Annotated in this window: 21 protein-coding genes; 1 reads left to right on the forward strand and 20 read right to left on the reverse strand. The window is 43.6% G+C overall.

The window, feature by feature from the left end; all coding sequences use genetic code 11:
- Window positions 1–146: 146 nt before the first annotated feature.
- The 4 genes from AS034_RS12415 to AS034_RS12430 form a co-directional block, all read right to left on the reverse strand.
- Window positions 147–1613, reverse strand: coding sequence for an FAD-linked oxidase C-terminal domain-containing protein (locus AS034_RS12415; RefSeq protein ID WP_141687708.1), 1467 nt, complete (start codon window positions 1611–1613; stop codon window positions 147–149).
- Window positions 1613–2923 (reverse strand): (Fe-S)-binding protein, encoded by a 1311-nt coding sequence (locus AS034_RS12420; protein WP_176716100.1) that lies wholly within the window; start codon window positions 2921–2923, stop codon window positions 1613–1615. Before AS034_RS12420 ends, AS034_RS12415 begins: the two co-directional genes overlap by 1 nt.
- Before the next feature lie 42 nt (window positions 2924–2965).
- Window positions 2966–4273 carry an FAD-binding oxidoreductase gene (locus AS034_RS12425; protein WP_058298665.1) on the reverse strand — a complete coding sequence of 436 codons (1308 nt, stop codon included), beginning with the start codon at window positions 4271–4273 and terminating at the stop codon, window positions 2966–2968.
- Window positions 4274–4339: 66 nt separating this feature from the next.
- Window positions 4340–5032 (reverse strand): FadR/GntR family transcriptional regulator, encoded by a 693-nt coding sequence (locus AS034_RS12430; protein ID WP_058298757.1) that lies wholly within the window; start codon window positions 5030–5032, stop codon window positions 4340–4342.
- Window positions 5033–5701: 669 nt separating this feature from the next.
- Between AS034_RS12430 and AS034_RS12435 the strand changes: the two genes are divergently transcribed.
- A complete protein-coding gene (locus AS034_RS12435; protein WP_058298666.1) occupies window positions 5702–6496 on the forward strand; it encodes a sporulation protein in 795 nt (264 codons plus the stop codon).
- A 65-nt stretch (window positions 6497–6561) separates the two neighbouring features.
- On the opposite strand, the gene AS034_RS12440 is transcribed toward AS034_RS12435, so the two are convergent.
- The 16 genes from AS034_RS12440 to AS034_RS12515 form a co-directional block, all read right to left on the reverse strand.
- Window positions 6562–7728 carry an N-acetylmuramoyl-L-alanine amidase gene (locus tag AS034_RS12440; protein WP_058298667.1) on the reverse strand — a complete coding sequence of 389 codons (1167 nt, stop codon included), beginning with the start codon at window positions 7726–7728 and terminating at the stop codon, window positions 6562–6564.
- A gap of 169 nt (window positions 7729–7897) precedes the next feature.
- Window positions 7898–8257: an NIPSNAP family protein gene (locus AS034_RS12445; protein WP_058298668.1), complete on the reverse strand. Its 360-nt coding sequence runs from the start codon at window positions 8255–8257 to the stop codon at window positions 7898–7900.
- A gap of 19 nt (window positions 8258–8276) precedes the next feature.
- Window positions 8277–8738: a GNAT family N-acetyltransferase gene (locus AS034_RS12450; RefSeq protein WP_058298669.1), complete on the reverse strand. Its 462-nt coding sequence runs from the start codon at window positions 8736–8738 to the stop codon at window positions 8277–8279.
- A 95-nt stretch (window positions 8739–8833) separates the two neighbouring features.
- Window positions 8834–9592: an AAA family ATPase gene (locus tag AS034_RS12455; RefSeq protein WP_058298670.1), complete on the reverse strand. Its 759-nt coding sequence runs from the start codon at window positions 9590–9592 to the stop codon at window positions 8834–8836.
- Between the two features lie 171 nt (window positions 9593–9763).
- Window positions 9764–10402, reverse strand: a complete 639-nt coding sequence (locus AS034_RS12460; RefSeq protein WP_058298758.1) for a 2OG-Fe(II) oxygenase — start codon at window positions 10400–10402, stop codon at window positions 9764–9766.
- Window positions 10403–11092: 690 nt separating this feature from the next.
- Entirely contained in the window at window positions 11093–11818 is a 726-nt protein-coding gene (locus AS034_RS12465; RefSeq protein ID WP_058298671.1) for a sulfite exporter TauE/SafE family protein, read from the reverse strand.
- A gap of 156 nt (window positions 11819–11974) precedes the next feature.
- Window positions 11975–14035, reverse strand: a complete 2061-nt coding sequence (locus tag AS034_RS12470) for a DUF4179 domain-containing protein (RefSeq protein WP_058298672.1) — start codon at window positions 14033–14035, stop codon at window positions 11975–11977.
- A gap of 124 nt (window positions 14036–14159) precedes the next feature.
- Complete coding sequence (locus tag AS034_RS12475; protein ID WP_058298673.1) at window positions 14160–15314, reverse strand: metallophosphoesterase; 1155 nt, start codon at window positions 15312–15314, stop codon at window positions 14160–14162.
- 52 nt (window positions 15315–15366) lie between these two features.
- The gene (locus AS034_RS12480) at window positions 15367–15885 is read right to left on the reverse strand and encodes a hypothetical protein (protein WP_058298674.1); all 519 of its coding nucleotides are present in this window, start codon (window positions 15883–15885) and stop codon (window positions 15367–15369) included.
- A gap of 159 nt (window positions 15886–16044) precedes the next feature.
- Window positions 16045–16731: a hypothetical protein gene (locus AS034_RS12485; protein ID WP_058298675.1), complete on the reverse strand. Its 687-nt coding sequence runs from the start codon at window positions 16729–16731 to the stop codon at window positions 16045–16047.
- A gap of 99 nt (window positions 16732–16830) precedes the next feature.
- Window positions 16831–17286 (reverse strand): GNAT family N-acetyltransferase, encoded by a 456-nt coding sequence (locus tag AS034_RS12490; protein ID WP_058298676.1) that lies wholly within the window; start codon window positions 17284–17286, stop codon window positions 16831–16833.
- A 66-nt stretch (window positions 17287–17352) separates the two neighbouring features.
- Complete coding sequence (locus AS034_RS12495; protein ID WP_058298677.1) at window positions 17353–18009, reverse strand: zinc dependent phospholipase C family protein; 657 nt, start codon at window positions 18007–18009, stop codon at window positions 17353–17355.
- Between the two features lie 180 nt (window positions 18010–18189).
- Window positions 18190–18378 carry a hypothetical protein gene (locus tag AS034_RS12500; RefSeq protein WP_032088344.1) on the reverse strand — a complete coding sequence of 63 codons (189 nt, stop codon included), beginning with the start codon at window positions 18376–18378 and terminating at the stop codon, window positions 18190–18192.
- Between the two features lie 135 nt (window positions 18379–18513).
- Window positions 18514–20073 (reverse strand): YndJ family protein, encoded by a 1560-nt coding sequence (locus AS034_RS12505; protein WP_058298678.1) that lies wholly within the window; start codon window positions 20071–20073, stop codon window positions 18514–18516.
- A complete protein-coding gene (locus AS034_RS12510; RefSeq protein WP_058298679.1) occupies window positions 20042–20653 on the reverse strand; it encodes a DUF4166 domain-containing protein in 612 nt (203 codons plus the stop codon). Before AS034_RS12510 ends, AS034_RS12505 begins: the two co-directional genes overlap by 32 nt.
- On the reverse strand, window positions 20650–21564 hold the full coding sequence (locus AS034_RS12515) for a DoxX-like family protein (protein WP_058298680.1): 915 nt from the start codon (window positions 21562–21564) through the stop codon (window positions 20650–20652). Before AS034_RS12515 ends, AS034_RS12510 begins: the two co-directional genes overlap by 4 nt.
- Window positions 21565–21575 lie beyond the last annotated feature (11 nt).

Below are 21575 nucleotides of genomic sequence, written 5' to 3' on the forward strand. Positions count from 1 at the left end.
CATCTTCAAGTTTACCATTCAATCAGTTTTCTAATAATTCAGGATTTTTATAAGGTGATTAGTTAGTTTCCTGCTTCCTGAAAAAAGAATGAACGATTTTGTGTACATTTTTTCCATACACAAACCAGACCGCTGTCACTATCAATCTATGACCCAATCACTTCCTGCTGTGCCTTCAACTCTGTCTTGATCTCGACGCAACGGCCTGGGCTTGGGAACAGCTTGCCGGCATTCAGTAGATTGTGAGGGTTGAAGACTTCACGTATGCTGCTCTGGGCGATGATTTCATCGTCATTAAAGACAAAGCGCATTTCTTCTTTCTTCTCAATGCCTACGCCGTGTTCTCCCGTAATGGATCCGCCTGCGTCGGCACATGCCTTCAAACATTCGCTCCCAGCTTTCAATGCTTTTTCAGTTTCGCCGGGGATCCGTGCATCAAAGAGGACGAGCGGATGCAGGTTCCCGTCCCCCGCGTGGAAAATATTCGCTATCCGCAGCCCGTATTCAGCACTGATTTCATTGATTCTGTTTAACACTTCAGGAAGCCGGCTTCTCGGAATCACACCGTCCTGAACCAGATAGTCCGGGGAGATGGCTCCCATCGCACCGAAGCCTGTCTTCCTGTTCGCCCACCATCTGCCTCTTTCAAGCTCATCACGGGCGACTTTAACTTCCCGGACGTTCCTTGCCCTGCACACATCCAATATTTGATTGATTTGCTCTTCGATCCCTGCGGATATCCCGTCCACCTCGATCAGAAGCAAGGCTTCTATATCCTTTGGATGTCCCACTGGGAAAGCAGCTGCCTCGACTCCTTCAATCGCGATTTTGTCCATCATTTCCAGTGCTGCAGGGACGATTCCTTTCGATATGATATCGGAAACGGCCTGGCTTCCGTCTTCCACCCGGTCAAAATAGGCAAGCACCGTTTGTTTCGCTTCGGGATTTTTCAAGATGCGAACGGTGATCTTCGTAACGATCCCGAGCGTCCCTTCAGACCCTGTCAGAAGTCCGAGAAGATCATAGCCCGGGGCATCGGGGATACCATTTGGACCGATTTCGATTATGTCCCCGTTCGGCAGGACGACCTCCAATCCGAGAATATGATTGGTGGTGACACCGTATTTCAGACAGTGTGCCCCTCCGGCATTCTCGGCGACATTACCACCGATTGTACAACAGTATTGGCTTGAAGGATCCGGGGCGTAATAATAGCCTTTATCTGAAATCGAGTTAGTCAGCTTCAGATTCACGAAACCTGGCTCGACGACTGCACGCCGGTTTTCTAAATCGACACTTAAAAGCCGTTTCATGCGGACAAGGCTGATGATCACTTCCCCGTTAATAGGGATTGCGCCTCCGGACAGACCGGTGCCGGCGCCCCTGGCCAGGAACGGAAGTCCGTTCTCGGAGCAATAGGTTACAAGTTTAGCCACTTCCTCCGTATCCTTCGGGAAAACGACTGCTTTCGGCAGATGCTTATGGAGGGTGAAGCCGTCGCAATCATAGGCGATCAGGTCCTCCTTGTGATACAGGATACTGTTCGGTCCGCTGACAAGCGCCGCGAGACCTTTGATATGAGGATCTGCAGTCTTCAGCTTTTTCAGTGCCATCATGCCCTCCCCCTTTCTTCATCCTCTTTTTGATACGCCCAATCAAGGAGTTGGACGGTATGGACGACCTGTTGGTTTTTACCGTACTTCTTGACTCCCATCGCCATTTGCAGCATACAGCCGGGATTCCCCATCGATATCATTTCGACATCCTCAGGGACATTCTGCATTTTGCTCTCCAGCACAGCACCTGCCATTTCAGGGTTTGTGATATTGTATATACCGGCACTTCCGCAGCAGCGATCTGCATTCGGCATATGGACCATTTCGACTCCAGGGATGGTGAGTAGAAGATTGCGGGGCTCCTGGCGTACACCCTGCCCATGCGCCAAGTGACAGGCATCATGATACGTAATCCGAGTTTTCAGTTCGGCATCGGGCTTTTCATAGCCTGTATCATGAAGGTATTTGGAAATGTCTTCAACTTTTGCGGAAAACTCCTCAGCCTTTGACCTCCATTCCGGGTCTTCATGGAAGAGTTCCGGATAATCCTTCATCATGCAGCCGCAGCCCGCTGCGTTCACAATGACCTTGTCACTATCCTTGAACGCTTCGATGTTCTGTTTGGCAAGCTTCCTTCCCATTTTCCTGTCGCCGGAGTGAACATGCAGCGCGCCGCAGCACGTTTGATTTTCCGGAATCACCACATCATTACCGTTTCTGGTCAGGACATTGATCGTCGAGTCATTGATTTCCCCGAACATCACATCCATCACACACCCCGTCAGCATGGAAACCTCGTGCTTCGTTTTGCCTTTCGCTTTGATGACCCGCTGGTTCTTATATTTTTGCCGTACAGATTGTTTGATTTCGGGCATGATCGCTTCCATCTCCACCAGATGTCTGGGCATCACGTTGAGAAGGCCTGTCTTCCTTACAAGCGTCTGTGCGCCGCTCTTTTGGTAAAATTTCAGCACGCCACCAAGTGCATTTAAGCGGTTCGGATGCGGGAACAACCCTTCTAGGAATGTTTTGCTGACCATCCCTTTCCATCCCTTAAGCGGCATCGCCTGACGGATTTGTCCACGCGCTTCCTCAATCAGTCCTCCCACATCAACATCGGCGGGACAGGCTGTCGTACAGGCACGGCAGTCGAGGCATGCATAGACGGGGTCCATGAACTGCTCATTCACTTCAAGCTTCCCTTCTGCCACCGACTTTATCAGGTGCACACGCCCACGGGGGGAATGCTGCTCTTGTCCCGTCAGTTCATACGTTGGGCATGATTCCAGGCACATCCCGCAGTGGACGCAGTCTGCCCATTTGTTTTCATCTGGTTTGTCACTCCATAAATAGTTGCTTAAACTCATGTCAGAACAGGGCGGTGTTTTCGCAAGCTCTTTTACACTCACCTAAATCCCTCCTACAAATCGTTTGTAGTTTAATACTGAATTCGGGTCAACTTTTGCTTTGATGCCTTGAAGTAAAAAGAGATAGGACGGATCGTCTCCCCATATTTTGATCTTCTGGCGCTCTATGAACGGAAGGCTCTTAACGATGACATAGCCTCCACGACTTGTTGCTTCCGCCCTCAATTCGCGAATGACTGAAAGGACGTCTTCATGTGCTCCCTTCACATGGACGCCGCATAGTCCATGGCCGAGTCCGCCGTGCGCCAGGATTTCGACCCTGTGACTTTCTTCAAGATGTTCACATTCTTTTATTACATGCAGTACGTCCAGATTGACCACACCTATTTTCAAAATGGCATTCAATTCTGTTCCTTCATTAACGGCTGATCCGAGATTTGAAAAGTGATCCCAGAAGTTCATGGCTTTATCACGTTCATAAATCGTAAGCTGACTGCCCTCAGGCTTCATCCGCTGCACAGTCTCCTCCTGATAACGGACCGAGCTTTCCACATCCTCAAAGCTCATAGCGGCTGTATACAATTTCACTCCTGTCAACTGTTCAGAAAGCGCCGGGTTCAGCAGTTCAAGTGAAGTCGGCTCAAGTGTTGAATCGAGCACATCAATGACAAATTGACGGATTTCAGCCTGCCCGTCTGCCGGAAAGGATACAAGGACGAGGCTCTCGCATTTTGAAATGGGCCGCAGTTTGAGTGTCACTTCAGTCAGCACGCCGATTGTACCCATGGAACCGATGAACAGCTTATTCATGTCATAACCGGCCACATTTTTCACAACTTTCCCGCCAGAGCGGATGATCGTGCCGTCAGGATAGACGACTCGAAGCCCGATGACATTGTCCCTTGCTGATCCGTAGCCGAGCCTCTTGGGACCGCTTTCATTTGCAGCGATGATTCCACCGATGGTTGCTTCGCCTGGCCAAGCCGGATCGAGTGCGATTTTCTGGCCGTGCGCTGCCAGATAAGACTGCAGTTCCTTAAAGGTCGTGCCGGCTTTGACTGTTATGGTCAAGTCACCCGTCGCATGTTCCACTACTCCTTTGTAATCTGCCATTGAGAGAATAATGTCTGCAGACTCAACAAGCCCTCCGTAGCCTCTCTTCGTCCCGCAGCCTTCCACAATCACTTTCTTCCCATTTTCATTTGCGTATTTTACTATCGCTGCAACCTCTTCTTCCGATACTGGATAGACGTTAAGGCCGCCGCCGTTCCCGAAGCGGTCCAGCTTCCCTTCTTTAAACCGCGCTTCCGGCACTTCGTTAGTCAACTCTGTCACTAGCTCAGTCAGCATCTTTCACACTCCTTGTTCCGTAATAAGAAACACCGTTTCTGAATAATACGTAAAAAAAAGAACCTCTTATGATTGGGTAAGTACGTTTTTGACTAGCAGTTTCTCAACAAAATCCAGATGCCTGATCATGTTTTCCCTGGCTGCAGGTGCATCGCCTGATTGAATCGATTTGAAGATGCGGTTGTGCTGATCTCCGACAAGGTTCGAGATATCCTCCCGGCTCTGGATATGCTGATGGACATCGATCATCGCTTTTCTTGTTGACGCTGAAATGAACGCCATTAATTTCACAAGGATCCCATTCCCGGTAATGCGGGCAATCTTCATATGAAACTCGTAATCGGCCTCCCAATTGGCCATCACTTCCTGAGAGAGAAAGCTCTCCAGGATGCGAATATCCTCAATCGTCCTCTTTTCGGCAGCCATTCCAGCAAGCTCTGGCTCAATCATCTTTCTTGCCTCAAACAATTCGCGAATATCCTTCGTATCAGGCAGCATCAGCTGAGTCGTGAAGAAATTCTCTGTATTGAAAGCACGTACATACGCTCCTTCCCCCTGCTTCACCTGCAAAATGCCTTTTCCCTTCAACGTTGTCATCGCATCACGGACGGCTGACCTGCCGACTTCGAACATCTCACAAAGCTCGCGGACGGATGGAAGCTTCTCTTCTTCCTTAAACCTACCCGATCGGATCATTCCTTTGATTCTTTCCTCCACCTGCTCAGATACCTTCTTCACTGCAATCTTATCTGCTGTCAATTTCCCACCACCCTGCTTTTTCAATCTTCATCTCTAGTTGTCACATATCTGATAAGTTTAGTATGATTCTATTTAAACACCAATAGTTTGAAAATTCAATAATTTTTTCGGTTTTCAACATTTTATTTGCCTCGATAATGAAATCCTTAACATAAATGGCGCCCCGTCTCAGCATATATTTCCACCGGCTGAAGGAGCCATTAAAACACAAAAAAGTGCCGAACCCGATTTCCGTTCAACACTGATTTCATACTTCATCATTTTCAGTTATTTTTTCTAAACCTGCTTTTTTTATTCCTCATTATTTAATAGTATAAAAGGGCAATCATGACAATCGTCTCTAATACCTGTGCAGGTGGCGATTACATGTTCAGAATCATCGCTCCCTATTGCGAGCGAAATTTCTACGTTTACATCCCTTTCCGTCCTGCTACACACACCCGATATTCGAAAAGTTTCGCATAAAATATAGACTCCCCCTTTGCTTCCATTAGGGGTTTACCCTTTACACAAAAACGTAAACGGTATAAATGAAAATAGTTTAATAAACTGACAGGAATCTTGTTCTGCCTTCAAAAAAGCGTTCTTCTTCATCTGATCTTTTTATTCCTGCTGTTACCCAACCCAATATCTGTGCTACGATGAAATCAATAGGAGGGAGAGGAATTCATGTCTGTTTTTGATAAAGTGGTTGCGAGTATGGGAATAGGTTCTGCTGCGGTTGATACAAAGCTCAAAAGTCCTTTTATTCAGCAGGGGGAGATACTACATGGAATGGTAGAGGTAAAGGGCGGAAATACAGATCAACGGATAGAAGCCATCAATCTTAAATTAATGACAATGTTCGGCCATGAAGGCAGCGATCGATTATCATCGGCCATAGTAGATTCTTTTCAGCTAAATGAACCTTTTACAATTAATAAAGGTGAAAGAAAGACCATTCCGTTCTCTATCCAAATCCCGCACTATACGCCCGTAACAATGACAGATCCTCACACCCAACAGAATATACCTCCCGTTTGGATCGAGACGGGAATTGATATCCGGCATGCAATCGACCCGAAAGACAAGGATTATGTTGCAGTCGAGCCTTCCACCATACACGAAAACATTATTGATGCAATCAAGGTAATTGGCTTTAAATTCAGGCAGATGGAAAGTCAGAACACTCCTGCATGGGTGAAAACGAAGCGTCCATTTGTACAACAATTCGAATTCATTCCAACTTACGGTAAGTACAACCGGAAGCTCGACGAACTCGAAGTCTATATTCTTCAAGGCGATCGTGAAACAACTGTATATTTTGAAATTGATAAGCGAAGTAAAGGATCCATGGCGGCTTTCAAGGAAAAGTTTAATCTCGATGATTATAGAGGAAGCGTAACTCTCGACAATCAACAGATCCTTATTAATAGAAGCAGGGTAAGTGATTCATTTGAACAGATTATAGACAATGTCCTATGAAGTGAGATTCAATAAAAAACAGGCCTTGAATGCAAGAAATTGCTGTATTCAAGGTCTGTTTTTTATTAATAAGCAGTATACCTTCCGTAATCTCCTGTTACATAAGCTCTTCTGCCATCGTAGATAACTTCCCAATAACCTGAACTGCTATTCTTTCCCCTGACCGAGCCTGTGACCTGAAGGGTCCGCCCTCTTGCAATGGTACCGATATTCTTGGAATTCAATCTGTCAGGGCGATCTTGTATGATTGCCGCCTGCGTTACGCCCATGACCCTGATTTCACCAATCGCGACAGACACCGTGAAAGGATCCGGATTAGATGGTGGCGCCGTTTCTCTGCCTGCACCCTTTACTTTTACAAATTTAGGGGAAGCGGTCACATAATACACATGGCCGCGGGAATTTTTCACTTCATACATATAGGCACCTTCGACCCTTAATTTGCGGAGAACCGCTGAAAATCCGTATCGGAATTTTAACGTCCCTGCCTTGTATGCATCATTGAAAGTCGGCCTGCTGTAAAAGTCCAGCCCTTCAGATCCTCTGTAAATACTTTCTACACGTTTGCCGGTATAATCAGGTGAAACACCATCTGAACCTGGTTCCAGAGGCTTAATCCCGCCTCCTGGTTTTTCGGTCACATATGGAACTCCAAAGAAATCACACACTCCTCTTGCCTGCTCTTTCGCTGTCTCACGCTGAAAAACTTCATTGATCATGAGCAGCGCTTCTTTCTCATTATCCATAAAGCCATTCTCTACAAGTACAGCTGCTTTATTGAATTCCCTTGTCATATGAAGGTTTTGCTCAATGATTCCGCGGAATACTTGCTTCGTTCCCTGCTTCAGATAGTTTGCAATGCTTTCTGCCAGCCTCCTGTCATTCAAATCATTGCAATAAATATGAAGCGAAGGTCCTTCAGGGTCTTTGCCCGGACCATTAAATTTCCCGTCGAACGCATTGAAGTGATTGGAAACCAGTGCATCTGCACCCCTGGAGTTGGCAAGACCCGTCCTTTCCTTCAGTGGAGTATCCCCATCAGTCGGCGCTGTCAAAAGTGTCCTGAAACCACATCTCTCTAATTCTCCTTTCAAATAGAGCGTTACTTTCTCATTGAATTCATTTTCCCGTATCTGCCTCCCGATGGAAGGAATATAAGGCGTACGCTTTCCTGATGTTCCAAGCCCATGACCGTCATCCAGTGCTATTAAATAATCAATAGCTTTAACCATTAAATCTATCACCCCTTCTACTATTGAAATACGCAGAGATTGCACGAAAGGTCACGCCATGCTCAAAAAAACCAAGGTAACAGGGATACCGGTGATGTAACCGGTACTCCTGTCGCCTTGGTTAATATTTTTATAGTTGCTGTTTGGTACAATGCCAGAGATGTTCATTCTATTTTAATATGATGGTACTTTCATTGGTTAGAGTTGATTCTAGAAAGTCCTGATCGATCTTAAAGAAAGAACCTTTAAGTTTCTCTCTCCCTCCCATTTGAGCAAACCATTCCTGAACTCTCTTAATATGCGGCTCATCACTTCTGACTTTCCCTTCAATTATTTCATATTCTTCATAGCTGTCGTACTCCCAAATAGCGAAGATTTCAACTGCTTCTTCATCCGAGGAGGTCTTCCACCTGCCAATCAATCTAGCTCCATGCTTCAACTGGACTGGCAGGAGGGTGTCGTTGAAGTGCTGATTGAATTCATTCACCATTCCTGATGCCAATTTATATACTTTTCTCCTATAAATCATTCCATGTCCCCCTTTTTCATCATGTCAGGCGATGACCCTCTTCCCTGGCTTTAATATATCCATAATAACTGCATGTTCCGTTTTCCGATAAATCCTTTACTTCAAACCCGCAATTTTTATAAAATGGAAAATTATCTGCAGATGTATGGGCAAACCAGTCACCGTGTGGAAGCTTCCCGACACAGAGTTCAACCAGTTTCCTTCCGATTCCCCTTCCCCTGTAATCGGTGGAGACAACAAGATCCATTATATTGGCAGCCATAATCTGATCGGATATCACCCTTACCATCCCGATCATTTCATTCCCATCCCATACTGTAAACGCCCAGGTAGAATTCTCAAAGATCAATGTGAATTTCTCTTTTTGCCATTGAGGTGTTGTCCGGACCCATCCTGCATCTTTAAAAAGGCATTCAACTGCATCTGCCGGTACTCCCTTTGTTCCCTCACGTATAATCATTCCGTTAAAAAATTGATACATAGGCAATCTCCTTCTATTATTAAGTCATTTGTGCTGTTTCGTTCTTCAAAAAATAAGCTCATATTCAATTAGTAAATGGGGCAGCAAAACAACCATCACTCTTTAAACAAGTGAACCAGCAGTCTTTCGCGGTCATCGATAAATTGCTTCATCAATTTATAATGTCCCGTATCTTCAAGGCGTGATTCTGTCATCCCTGACTCACTTAATTCAATGATTTTAGCATCCGGGTATGCCATCACTATGGGTGAGTGGGTCGAAATGATGAATTGGGACCCCTGTTGGACCAGTTCATTAATCCGGGCAAGCATCGACAGCTGGCGCAGAGGTGATAATGCCGCTTCCGGTTCATCCAGTATGTATAGTCCGTTACCGCGGAAACGTTCAGTGAAAGCTGCAAAAAATGATTCACCATGCGACTGCTCATGAAGCGATTTACCACCGAAAGAGTCGATCACTTTGGGGACAGGTAATGGTTCCCTGTCCATTTCTTCTATATTTGAAGCGACATTATAGAAGGTTTCTGCTCTGAAAAAGAAACTGTCCTTTGCCCGTTCAACACCTTTAACGATCCGCAAATACTCATGCAGATCAGAGTGTGAATCATAGCTGGAGAAATTAAAATTCATCGTTCCCCCCTCTGGGTTAAAGCCCAATGCAATGGCAATCCCTTCAAGAAGAGTAGACTTCCCCATGCCATTTTCACCTATGATATAGGTGACATTCGGATGAAACATCAACTCACTGAAATGTTTCATGACGGGCAGACAAAATGGAAATGAGTTATAAGAGGGAATACGGTCTTCCTTCAGAGATAAACCTCGAATATACTGGGTATCCCTCGTCAATTTCATCATGATTCTCCTTTCGATTTTAAGCGCATATATAATTGTAATTCTATTTCCAAGCCGCCATTCCCTCCCATTATCAGCATTTCACATGATTTAGAGGGCTGCCCAACTCCTTATTTCCTCAAAATAAAGATAATGAAAAAAGCCCTCCATATTGGAAGAGCTTTCTTCTCTTTATCGATACACTTTTCTTCTCATCCATTGCGTCGCTGCCCATTTGTCGCCTGTTATTACCGGGCCGCCGCCATGAAGGGTGAGTTCATTCAGCTCCTGGCTGTCATAAAAATACTCAAAATAAACGGCCATCCCTTTTTGAGGAGATACAGAAAAATTCAATTTAGGAAAATAGGTTTCCCCGCCTTCTTCCACGTCATTAAGGTACATGACCAGCGTGCTGATTCGCGGGTTGGTGACAGGTTTAGTTGATGCCGACCTGAAGAAGTCAAAGTGCGCTTTGTACTCCTGCCCGATTTTATAATTCAATATTTGGAGCCCCTCACCGTGTTCTACCGGGATGTTCATGATTTGAGAAACCCTTTTCTCAATTTTCACTACCAACTCATTCTCGGCTTCTTCAAAAAACATGCTGCTGCTGGTGCGTAGTTCATCCACACTGCGTGTATTTCCGATTTTGGACCGGTTCATACGCTCTTTAGAAAGCTGGATGAGCTCATCGCATTCTTCATGGCTCAATACATCTGCCAAAACCACGATACAAGGTTCTTCCATTCTTGCAATGACTTTTATCTCACGGTCCTCCGTGATGATTTTATTCCCTTGATGATGAAAGATACTTTGTTCCTTAATCTGCATTTCCTTTGATTCAATAATCAATTTTCCTCAACCTCTTCATTTTTTTAATATTCCGAATACTCAATGAAAACGAGTCGTCCGGCAGGCTGTAATAACAAGTGCAACAACATATTCGAAAATATCCAGATGTAAATATCACACATAATTTGTATTAATTTTACACCCTGCCTCCTAAAAAAAGAAGTGCTTTTTTACTCTGTTTATGACATATTTTCTACATAATCTTTTTAGTTGTGATGTCTGGAGAACGTCCTCCAAGTATCGGCCGCCTTCCGCCTTCGTTCCTGAGATTCACTCCTGAATGTTTCAACTCACCTTGGTTAAAAGATGCAAAAAGCCTGTCCGTTGATCACTTTTCCAAAGGGTAACAAAGGACAGACTTCATTGAATGGCGCTTCGCTTGCTAAAAATCTGGTGAAATTGAAATTTTCTATTGGTTTTGCTCCAATAATTGAGGTTATGGAGTTGTTTCGTGGTTTCAACTTAGCCTACTACCCTTTTCAGCTCATTCATTAACCCAAATCAATGATTTTCATTCCACTTTTGAAAAATACATTCCTCTTTAACGTTTTTCAATCCAGGTTAGAGAAATACGTTCCAGATATCAGATTTTCATTCCACTTTTCCTAAAATACGTTCCACTTGTCGAATAATCTTTATTCGTCCACCGATACCGGGAAGGACGCAAACTTAATAAAAGATACTATTGATTAATAAATACAAACCTGTGAAAGCTAACAGAAAATAAGTAAAAATCGTGAAAATCCGCTGGTTGACCCAGTTAAATAGATATTGGCCGGCCAGCAGACCGAGGAACACAACAGGGATGGCATACAAACTTGATTTCCATATAACTGAATCGGTACCTGTAAATATGAGCTGGGTTATCAGACTGATCAGATAGATGAAGAGATAAAATGCCAGTGTGGTGGAACGCAACACTTCCTTTTTCGTATCTGTCCCCGTAAAATACAGCAGCAGCGGAGGGCCTGGCATTCCGATGCTTGTCGTCAGAATGCCTGAAGTCCCCCCTATCAGGTAATCCCGTAGTGGTGTCCGTTTGATCCTGAACCTCATGATAAGTAAAACAGTCAGAACCAGCAGGATGACACTGACAACAATATTGAACATGGTAAGGTCTCCAATCGTCATAAAAATAATTAACCCGACCGGAGCCCCCGCCAGACTCCCTCCAATAAGTTTCCTCATTAACTCATAATTTATGGACTCCCTAATTTTCCATATAAGAGCGATGGAAATGAGCAGTGAAAGAATGAGATTGATCTGAATCGCTTCAGCAGGTTGGAAAAGCAGGAGTAAAAAAGGCGTGGCCATGATGGAGAACCCAAAACCTGTGCTTGTCTGAAGAGTGGAAGCGATGAAAATGATAAGTATAAAAATAAATAGGTCTGTCAAAATGGAACCCCCTTAAGTCTTCATCCCCCATTTTATCATTGTTTAAATAACGTAAAGACCCTGATTTGATTGTCGTTCTCTCCTCATCATCAGTATTAGCAAAAATTTAAGTGGTTTCCCAATAAAAAAGCCTGCCCTATTGGACAGACCTCTAAGTTACAACTCAATCTTCACCATATCATCCACGTATTTCGTTGTCGTATATCCTTGAATATCAAGCGTTTTAGGAATGACTTCTTCCCCGAATGTGTCATTGAAAAGTTCGAAACTTTGAACTGTTTGAAAATAGCGTGGCTGCTCGATTTCTTCGAAAGGATAGCCCGGTTCCATGGGATCGTATTCCTTTCCATATTTATCGACAAGGACTCCCTCAGAATCCATCCCCATTGAGATATTTTCATAGTCTTCTTGTCCGGTCACGTGGAATTGAAGTGATTCATATTCACGGTCGGTGAGATCATGATTACTGATTACTACTTTTGTCGGGGATCCCACTTCCACTTTATCAATTGAAATGGTACTTCCCAGATAATCAAATGTCTGTGGGTACGGTTGAGTAGAATCCAATTCTATTATTTTATCATCCTGGACTGCCAGATGAATGGAACCGAACTTCACATTGACTTCTTCTGGCAGCTGCCCGAATAGAGGGTCAAAATGTGCTTGTAAGGAAATCCATTCCATATTTCCTGGATTGTCCGCAAATGAACTGCCGTATAAGTCTGCTTTCAATTTTTCCCGTCCTGCTTGAAGGAGTTCTAAATTGAGCATTTCAATCCGCTTCTCAGCGTCTTGATTCTTGAAGCTATATTGAAGGATCGTTGCAGTAGGGGCAATTTTAAGCTTCTCAAAGCGGACAGGCAAGCCCTCGATTTCTGTTTCCTTTTCCAACGAAAATTCACTTGAAGGATTTTTCTCCACAGGAATCTCAAATTCCCATTTTCCGTCTGCGAATTCCATTTCCTCATAAGCCCAAGGCTTAAATTCCCCTGGATTTTCAGGATCGCCCATCAGCTTCTGCAGCCTGTTAATGTTTAATTTAATTGTCCCGCTTTCATCTTTCAGCGGCAGCAGGCTCAGCTTCCCTTCGAAAATATTCTTTTCATTCTTATCAGAGTCTGCTGGCGGGAACGGAGGAGAGAATCTCTGCTGGGCGGTTCGATCCATGATTTCATATTCATTCTCAACGTTGACGCCGTCATGCAGATTCAGCATGTATCGATTGTCTTTTGCAGTATCTTCTATTTCATAAAAAACCAATGTCTGTACATCGTCCGCAACCACACTTTTGATTTTAACTTTTACCCCGTCACTCTCCGCTTCCATGTCAAGCCGTTCACCTAAATCATTCTGCAGATATGTGCGGAGCTCTTTGTTATCTTCCGTCCAGGAGTAATAGAGGCTGGTGAACGTGCCGGTGACAAAGCCGGTGCACAACAGCAATGTAAACACGGCAGCAAATGACATCCCGATTTTTTTACGTTTCTTTTTCTTTTTTTGCCTGATGCTTTCCTCTTTTTCAATCCTTGCTTTTACATTCATCAATATGACGCCGGGAACCTTCACCCCATCTGCAGTCTCCTTTAAAGTCAGCATGATATCCTGGAATGAAGCGAGTTCCTCCTGGCAGCCGGGACAATTGTAGGTATGTATTTCAAAATCAACTTTTTGCGGGCGTTCAAGGTTTTTTTCCAAGTAATCTATGTAGTGCAGTTTATATTCCGGGCAGCCGTTTTGGCTTCCGTGATAGCCTAATTCCGTTTTCAAAAGCTGGATTCCTGAAAATAGGCGCTTTCTTATTTCGCTAATGTCAGCATTGAGCATCTGCGCCGCTTCCTCAAAGGAATATCCCATTAGGTATACGACCCCAATGGCTTCTTTATCTTTTTCTGAAAGTTTTTGCAGTGCGTCAAATACATCCTGCACTGGTTCGGTCGGTTGAAAAGCTTCTGAAAGCTCACGGCAAACCTGTATAAAAATCGAAGAAGCCCATATATCAAAGGGACTCTTTCTTTTATTATTCGGCAGTTCTTGATGTATTTTTTTAATAGCTCTGTAAAATATCTCCTCCATTTGCTTTTGGTCCGTAAGATGCATCCATCCAATCGTATAAAATGAATTTTGACGCTGTTCAAACCAATTAAAGATGGAGCCCATATCTTTTTCCCTGATCTTGCTGATCAGGAATGGATCTGTTTTTCTGTTCGCCGGGATCATTTTCATATCCCCCTTCAATACTTGTGCCACTTCAAAATGACAAAATTGTAAGAAAATAAATTCCGTGAGTCTATGTTACCATATTCAACCCTTGTGTTCATCCACTTTTTCTGAATTTTGAGTTTCAAACAGGAGTTTCTTCCTTGTTCAGAAGGGAATTCGATTTTTTATGTAAAGAGTGTTGATATGCAAGGATTCCTTTTCCAATCCACCCGACAGCCCCATTTTTCTTAATTAAGTCGTACCCGCTGCAGTTATCGTCGATAAGTGATACGATGTCTCCTTTTTTTACGGTGATATGAGCACAGGAAACATCGTTTTTGGCATATGCACTGCCATTTTCTCCTTGACAAATATATTCATTTTTCACATATAACTTATTTATTGTTTCAACCTGTTCACATAAAGTGAAGTGTTGTCCTGCTATGATGGGAACGAGTTCATAGGATGGGTAGGAGATTGCACCCGTCATTTCAGAATCAGCATGAAAATCTTCTAAAACTTCGAATTTTGGGAATGAATCGGTATATGTATATGTGATCGAATCCTTTTTATTTATACGATCAATGATCAGGGCATTGAGCTGACCGGTTTTTTTAATGATGTTTCCACCATCAATTGCGATCATTTTTTTCACTTCATCGATAATTGGTTTGTGTGACGATATATCGGATGAGTAGTTGACGACCGGCCAGTGGCCGACGATCACATATTTGCCTGCATTGTGCGTGTGATGAAGAAATTCACGGAATGTTATAGCTTTCAATCGATCTGTTTCCTCCCAATCGACCCGTTCCTCAAGACCGGCGTGAACGAAGATATAGTCATCCGCTTCAATTGCAGTCGGCAACTGAAGCAGCCAGATAATTTCTTTTGAAAAATGGCAAGTCAACCCTTCTTTGATTTCGCCGACTGTCGTATCCTCGCCAATGACAAAACCTATTTTATCGAGCCATTCATTCAGGATCGAATGTTGTCTCGTTTTTAAATATCCCACGAGTTCAGGGTTTTCTTCGACCAAATCTTCAACCAATGTGTCGCAGTTGCCTTCAGTGACATGTACATTTGGGTATTGAGCCTCCAGCTCCATGATAAACCTCACCACACCGTCACTGTTGCTGCCTTTTTCACAAAGATCACCGTTTATGATCAAATAATCTCCTGTGTTGAAATCCACTTTATTCAATAGTTGTTTGAAAAGCTCCAGTTCACCATGTATGTCGGATATGACGATTACTCTTGCATTATCGGGTATGAATAGTTTTTTTATTTTTTCCAATAGGGAACACCTCTTTGTACATAGTTTTATCTATAAGTCTATGAGAGCCCGGTTATTTCTCTTTGACCGGAAGCACGATGGAAGAATATACGGTTCCATCAATTTCGATATCCACTCTCCATTTTCCACTTTCGGGGAACCATAGTGTGACAGGCTGCTTCTTATCATGGAGCTGAGAAAGTGTTATCGGTTCTCTTTTTGCTGAACCGTCATGCGTAAATAAAAGACGAACGTTATCTGTCTCCACCGCCGCAATGGGTAAAATCACATTTGTTTCATAGTTCCTTTCTTCCACCACCAAAGATTCGTATTCAATACTTCCGCTCTCATCCCCTAAATACAATACACCATCGGATACATAGTCCGGGCTTATGTGCCATTTGGCTCTTTCCTCGCCTGAAAAGTGAAGGAACACAAAAAGCAGTACAAGAGTCAAGCAGGCAGCTTGGGCTTTCCAGAATCCATTGACAGTTTTGAATGAGTTCATTATTTCAGAATAAGGAGCCACTTTTTTCAACACTAAAAAGACGACATTCAAAAGGAGCAGAAAAAAAGCAAGATATAAAAACAAAGAATTCCTCCTTTTCCCATCATTCTATTTCACTATCATTACATTACTATTCAAACTTTTTTACTAATACTACACCCCTGTTTCCAATTATTGCATTTTACTAAATGTAACTCAAACTCAATTTAAGTAAAAACAGCGGGGATCCCCCCGCTGCACCATTTAACTCTTATTCGATTCTACTGCTGTATTCAATGCCTCGAATGGGTCTTCACTATTTGAAGTGATGGTATATATCAATTTTCCATCCTGCCATTTGACGACGGTTTCCGGATGATCCTTAAATCCATTGATCTCAATCATCCCAATCTTGTTTGGTGCAGGCAGATAATGGTCCTCCAGATAATCTACTACATCCCTCCCCAAATCAGGGCCTTCTTCATACCCGTCAATTGTATATTGGGGATCAGTGGGGAAATTAATTCTTATGAGCCATCGGCCTTCGTTCCAGGATAGGTATTCATGTCCGGCAGCTCCTTCTTGAAAGCCGCTGATTCCATGACCCAGATCAATGTTGGTCTGTTTGATTTTCGTATAACCTTCGAGGGTGCCGGCAGCTTCCTCTGCAGAAGTATAGGCTTTTTCATCTATCACGGCTTCATCATCAGGAGTTTGCGCTTCACTTGATTCTTCATCCGCAGGCTGATTATCTTTTTCATTCTGTGGATCTCCAGTATCTTCTAATCCGATGTTGCTTTCTTCACCCGAATCTGAAGTATCGTCCACTTGATTTTGTTCAGTTTCGGATTCTTTTTCATCCTTTTCAGGTACTGTCCCATTCCCGCTGCATGCCGTTAGGAGGAACATACTGCAAGCAAGGAAAACAGACGCATACGATTTTATGGACATTCCTGCACCACCTTTATTTATAATACTTACAATACCTTTAACATCATGCATATGTTTATAATAGAAAATTGGCAAATCTGTTTGTCAGGAAAAAATTATTTAAGATATGTCCATTGCCATCCGGACCATATCCCTGCACTGAATTCCATTTTCAAAAATCTCTTCATCATAGTGCTTTATGAAAAAGTCTAAATCCACACCCGTTATTCTAAATCCGCATTTTTGATAGAGTGCAAGCTGCCCGACTCCTGAGTTGCCGGTGCCCACTTCAATCGTTTTAAATCCTTTATTCTTCGCCTTCGTTATTGCGTCCATTACAAGCTGTTTTCCGATTCCCCTGCCATGCAATTCCTCTGGAACAGCCACATTCACAAGTTCGATCGTACCTGGCCTGGTCGGCAGTAATACATAGACACCCACAACTTCCTCATAGAGTTCGGCTATAAAGCATTCTCCGCGGCTGGCATATTCCCTTACAATCTCTTCTGAGGGATCAGCCAGCAATAATAGTTTCATAGGAAGCGGTTCATCGTTATTGCGTTTTCTGATGATCATTGTTCACCCTCGTTTTCTGTTAAATTTTAAAGTCAAGGCTTTATAAGCCCGCAGGTACCAGATGAATCAGACAAGCTGCATATTCAGTCTATGATTCAAACTTGCCTTGATCTTTCTGACTGTATCATTCACAAAATCATCCATTTCCTCAGTTGAAAGATAAATAAAATCGTGGTCACCCGGGATCGAGCTGTTCTTATAGAAATTCGTGATATTCTCGATCTGCTCGAGTGTCTGCCCGTCCCTGAAGAAACTCAAGTATTCAGGAAAATCTTCAATATGCTGAAAATCCGTCCAGAAAATGCTTTCTTGATGCTGTTTGAGATATAAAAAATCCTGCCCGTACCAATCCCTTTTAACAATTCTTGCGTAATCAGGAGAGTTCAATATATCCTGATAGACCTTCTCCTTTTTCTTCTCCGCTAAGATCTTCAGCCACTCCTCATCGGTTACCAGATGAATGAAATAGCCAAGATAGTAAGAAAGTTCTTCTGTATCGAACTCACTTTCACCCCGAAGATACTCATCGTAAAATGATTCTGCATTGATTAAGCCTTCACCCTTGAAATGTGTAATGGTCTTCGGCGGATGAGGAATCCCGTCCTCCCCGATAAGGCCGCAGTCCGGACCGATATTCCCTACCAAAAATCCAATCCGTGAAACAGCAAGTTCCGTTCTCAACAATTCTTCTGCGATTCTGAAATGTGTCACCCAAGTAGCCAACTTCATCTCTCCTTTATTATGGGATGATGCGATTTGAAAATATAGCCGCATCTCGCTTTTGGAAACCGGGACCAATTAAATCCGCTTTCACAATTATCCAATAATTCCTAACTCTTAACAACAGTTTAACAAAAAAACTGGAGACCATATGTCTGGTCTCCAGTCACTGTACCTTTACATTCACCCTTTAAAATAAAGAAAAATAATTAGAAATACGATCAGCCCCATTAATAAAATCGGGCCCACACCCATACTGTAGACGATGTACACCTTAGCATTGAGGATAAAACGTATGACATGGATGATGAGTAAAAAAATCAAAATGAAGATGGAGATATTCACAAGTGGATTCCGATTGTTTCTATACAAGAAACCAGCCCCTATCTAGAGCTCCAAGTTGACTTACACATTGCAAAATTCGCTCTCGTACAATTAGTCTCTATATAGATATTCATCTTGTCCATTATCATTCATACATTTTCTCGAGCTTTACACTTTCAGGCCTCATACTCTCGGGTAAATCATATACTCAATATTTAAAAAATGCATCCCAAAGATTTTCATGTTGTGGCTGGCTGCAAGTGAACCCTGGCTTGTTTCCTGGATCAAGAAATGCTCGGAAAGAGGAAGTTTAAAAAGAATATCCCCTGCAGCCAGATAAACACCAGGATCTCCCTTTCCTTCGCTTGTCAAAATCAAGGAGCCATTGAATTCCTTCAATTGAAGAATTCCGACCATCGAGGAATACGGAAGCGGCAGTGCAATATTCATAAAGGTCCTCCCGTCTGTTTCATGCCGGGAATAGATGGCTGCAAACACGGTGGATTGATCCACCTTTCGGACCCATACCCTCGGTTGCTCCCTTCCATCCAGGTCCGGATCAACCTGCAGGATTTCTCCTGTCATTACAGTACTTTTGCTGGAAAGGGGCAGGTTTAATTGCTGCATCCTCGCACTGATGAGCTTGAAACACCATGCCATCGGTTTGAACCAGGATGCCCATTTGACTGATGCAGTTAATTGATACTCTTCTGTGTGCTCATAGAAATGGACGATTGAATGGGGTAAAGAATCCACATCAACAAAGTCTTTAAGATCATCTACGAGACCCGGATGCTTTTTTCCGGTCCATTGAACACCACCCTTTATCCTGCTCACTGGAAAAGTGCACGTTTCCTGCCTGGATGACGGCGGGGATACCCCCCAGCCGATCACACCGGCCAGTCCAAATAAGATACAATTGACAAGACCATGGAACAATAGCATGAATCCGATACTGACATACAAAAATCCAAAAGCACTGTTCAGCGCATAAAGCATTGAAAATAAAATCGTTACTCCAAGCGCTGAATATGAAATCCGGATCAGGAATGCCTGAAGACGGGAGGCAAAACGGGTCCGGAATGAAAGTCCGATAAGACTGTAAATGGCAACTATATACACCAGTACGGACAGGACTTCAAGAATCGGCCAAAAAGTAATTCCAATTGCTACAAGCATAGGACCTGCCAAGATAGCAGGCACGATCCATCGATACATAGGGGACTCATGTATCCTTCCAAATAACCCCAGCGAAACCGGCAGCAAAAAAGCAGAGTAATGGAAATGTATGGCCGTTAACCATGTGATCAGTGGGCCGAACCCTGTATCCACACCATTAATATAAGCAAAAAACCACAGCCCGCCTATAAACAGATACATCAAACCGACATCGATTGAAATTTCTGCCCAATTGGTGAACCCTCTCCTGAAAAATCGTTTCAACCCATTAGATGCAATCAAGAGGGTAAAGCCAACATAAATAATAGAAAGCAGCAGCTTCCCCCCACTCCAGGAAACGAATTGCAGCAGGAAAACGGAAAGCATTGCAATCCAAGTGACTACTCTATTCAGCCTGCTGAACTCAATGATCTGCAGAAGCACGACTGGTACCAAAATCAATTGTGCAGCAGTCAGCATCAACATATGAGGCTGGTCTGTCACCAGCACGCAGCTTATAGTAAACAAAACCACCCCTGCAAGGGTGATGGGATTAACCAGACTGCGCAGTAAATGTACCTTCATAAGTCATCATCCTGCCTATAAATTTATTATGTATATCAACTTTTATCGTATAGCATCGAGAGACCTCATCATATCCTTCCTCCACGGCGACCTCGCCTTTGAATAAGGAAGGGAGCTTGATTTCAAATTTACCGGCAATGAAGCGTTGAGAACCGGATCGGATGCGCAATCCTCCGTCATGACTTACACTAAGATTTAAATCTGAATAAAACAGGCTTGGTTCACCCAGATAATCCTTTACTACCCCGCGCTCGGCATCAATCGTCATGAAGGCATTAAAATGGCGTGTCACTTCTTCAAAAAAGAAGGACCGCTCCCAATAAACCTCTGTCTCTCCGCTTTCCATGAGCCTGCAGCTATTTTTAATTGTGAACGGTACATCCTTATCACTTTCAGGAAAAAGAAACTTTCTGCGGACAGCATAAGTTAAAAAGGGCTTGAGCCAAGCCGGCCCGGTTTCTATTTTTGACATTGTCCCTGTCCCTTGGAAGGGTTGTCCGACAGACAGCATATACCTCTCCTGAAGTTTTGGATGAAGGTTTTTGAATTCTGCCCCTAAAAGTTCTTTGTAAATCGTCACGCTGTAACATCCTTTCTCTTACGTTTGCATCTGGATGCAGTGGGCAGGTCTTTGGAAAGTAAGAACCCTATAATGGAAAGTACCCACAGACTTGCATTGAACGTAACCGGATTGAATGGATGAATGGAAATGGAGGGATCCGACTTTACAGCCAGGATCGTCAATATAGGAAACACGAACATTTGAAGTGCATGCAGATGCCTTTTTTTACGATATAAAAGCCAGACGGCACCGAACAGGATTTCAAAGACCCCTATGATTTGAACCCCTTTTACAGCAGCCATTCCATCCAGAGAAGACAAGGCTGAAAGCATCGAAACTTCTTCGGGATGTCCCGCTATGATCTTCGGTACCAGCCCCTGATAAACCCATACGAAGAAAAAGAGTATGGCCAGCATTGTACTGGTAAAAAGGCGCATATACTGTGAGCGCGGCTGCTCTCCTTTTTCTATCCATTGCTTGAGCACGTCAAAGCTTAGAGCCGTCGCCCATCCCATCAGCGGGCGGAATACGGAGTCTATCAGTCTTCCAAATCCACCGTATCGGACATCATAGCCATATTGGGTCAGGAAGGTTGTTCCTTTTTCCGTAGGGATATATCGCCAGTATCCTCTTCCTTCACTGATCGGGGAAATCTTCTGGTCTGTCCCGAAATGCAGAGAAGAGGTCTTTGAACCATCTTTTTTATGATGTGTGCCGACACTTTCACCCCATCCAGCAACCTTTATAAAGCCGTATTTTGTTTCATATCGAAATGATTGCGGATCATCATCTGATGTTTTTGGCAGATAGGTGATAGATGTAAATCGAAGATCCCACTGCTCATGGAGATGAGGGTCCTGGGACATTTCCCACACCTTTTCGCCAGGGGCATTGATGGAGATTTCTACATAGATTGGTTTGTTTTTCATTGGCGTCACCT

The sequence above is a fragment of the [Bacillus] enclensis genome (assembly GCF_001456935.1).
Lineage (GTDB): Bacteria > Bacillota > Bacilli > Bacillales > Bacillaceae_B > Rossellomorea > Rossellomorea enclensis.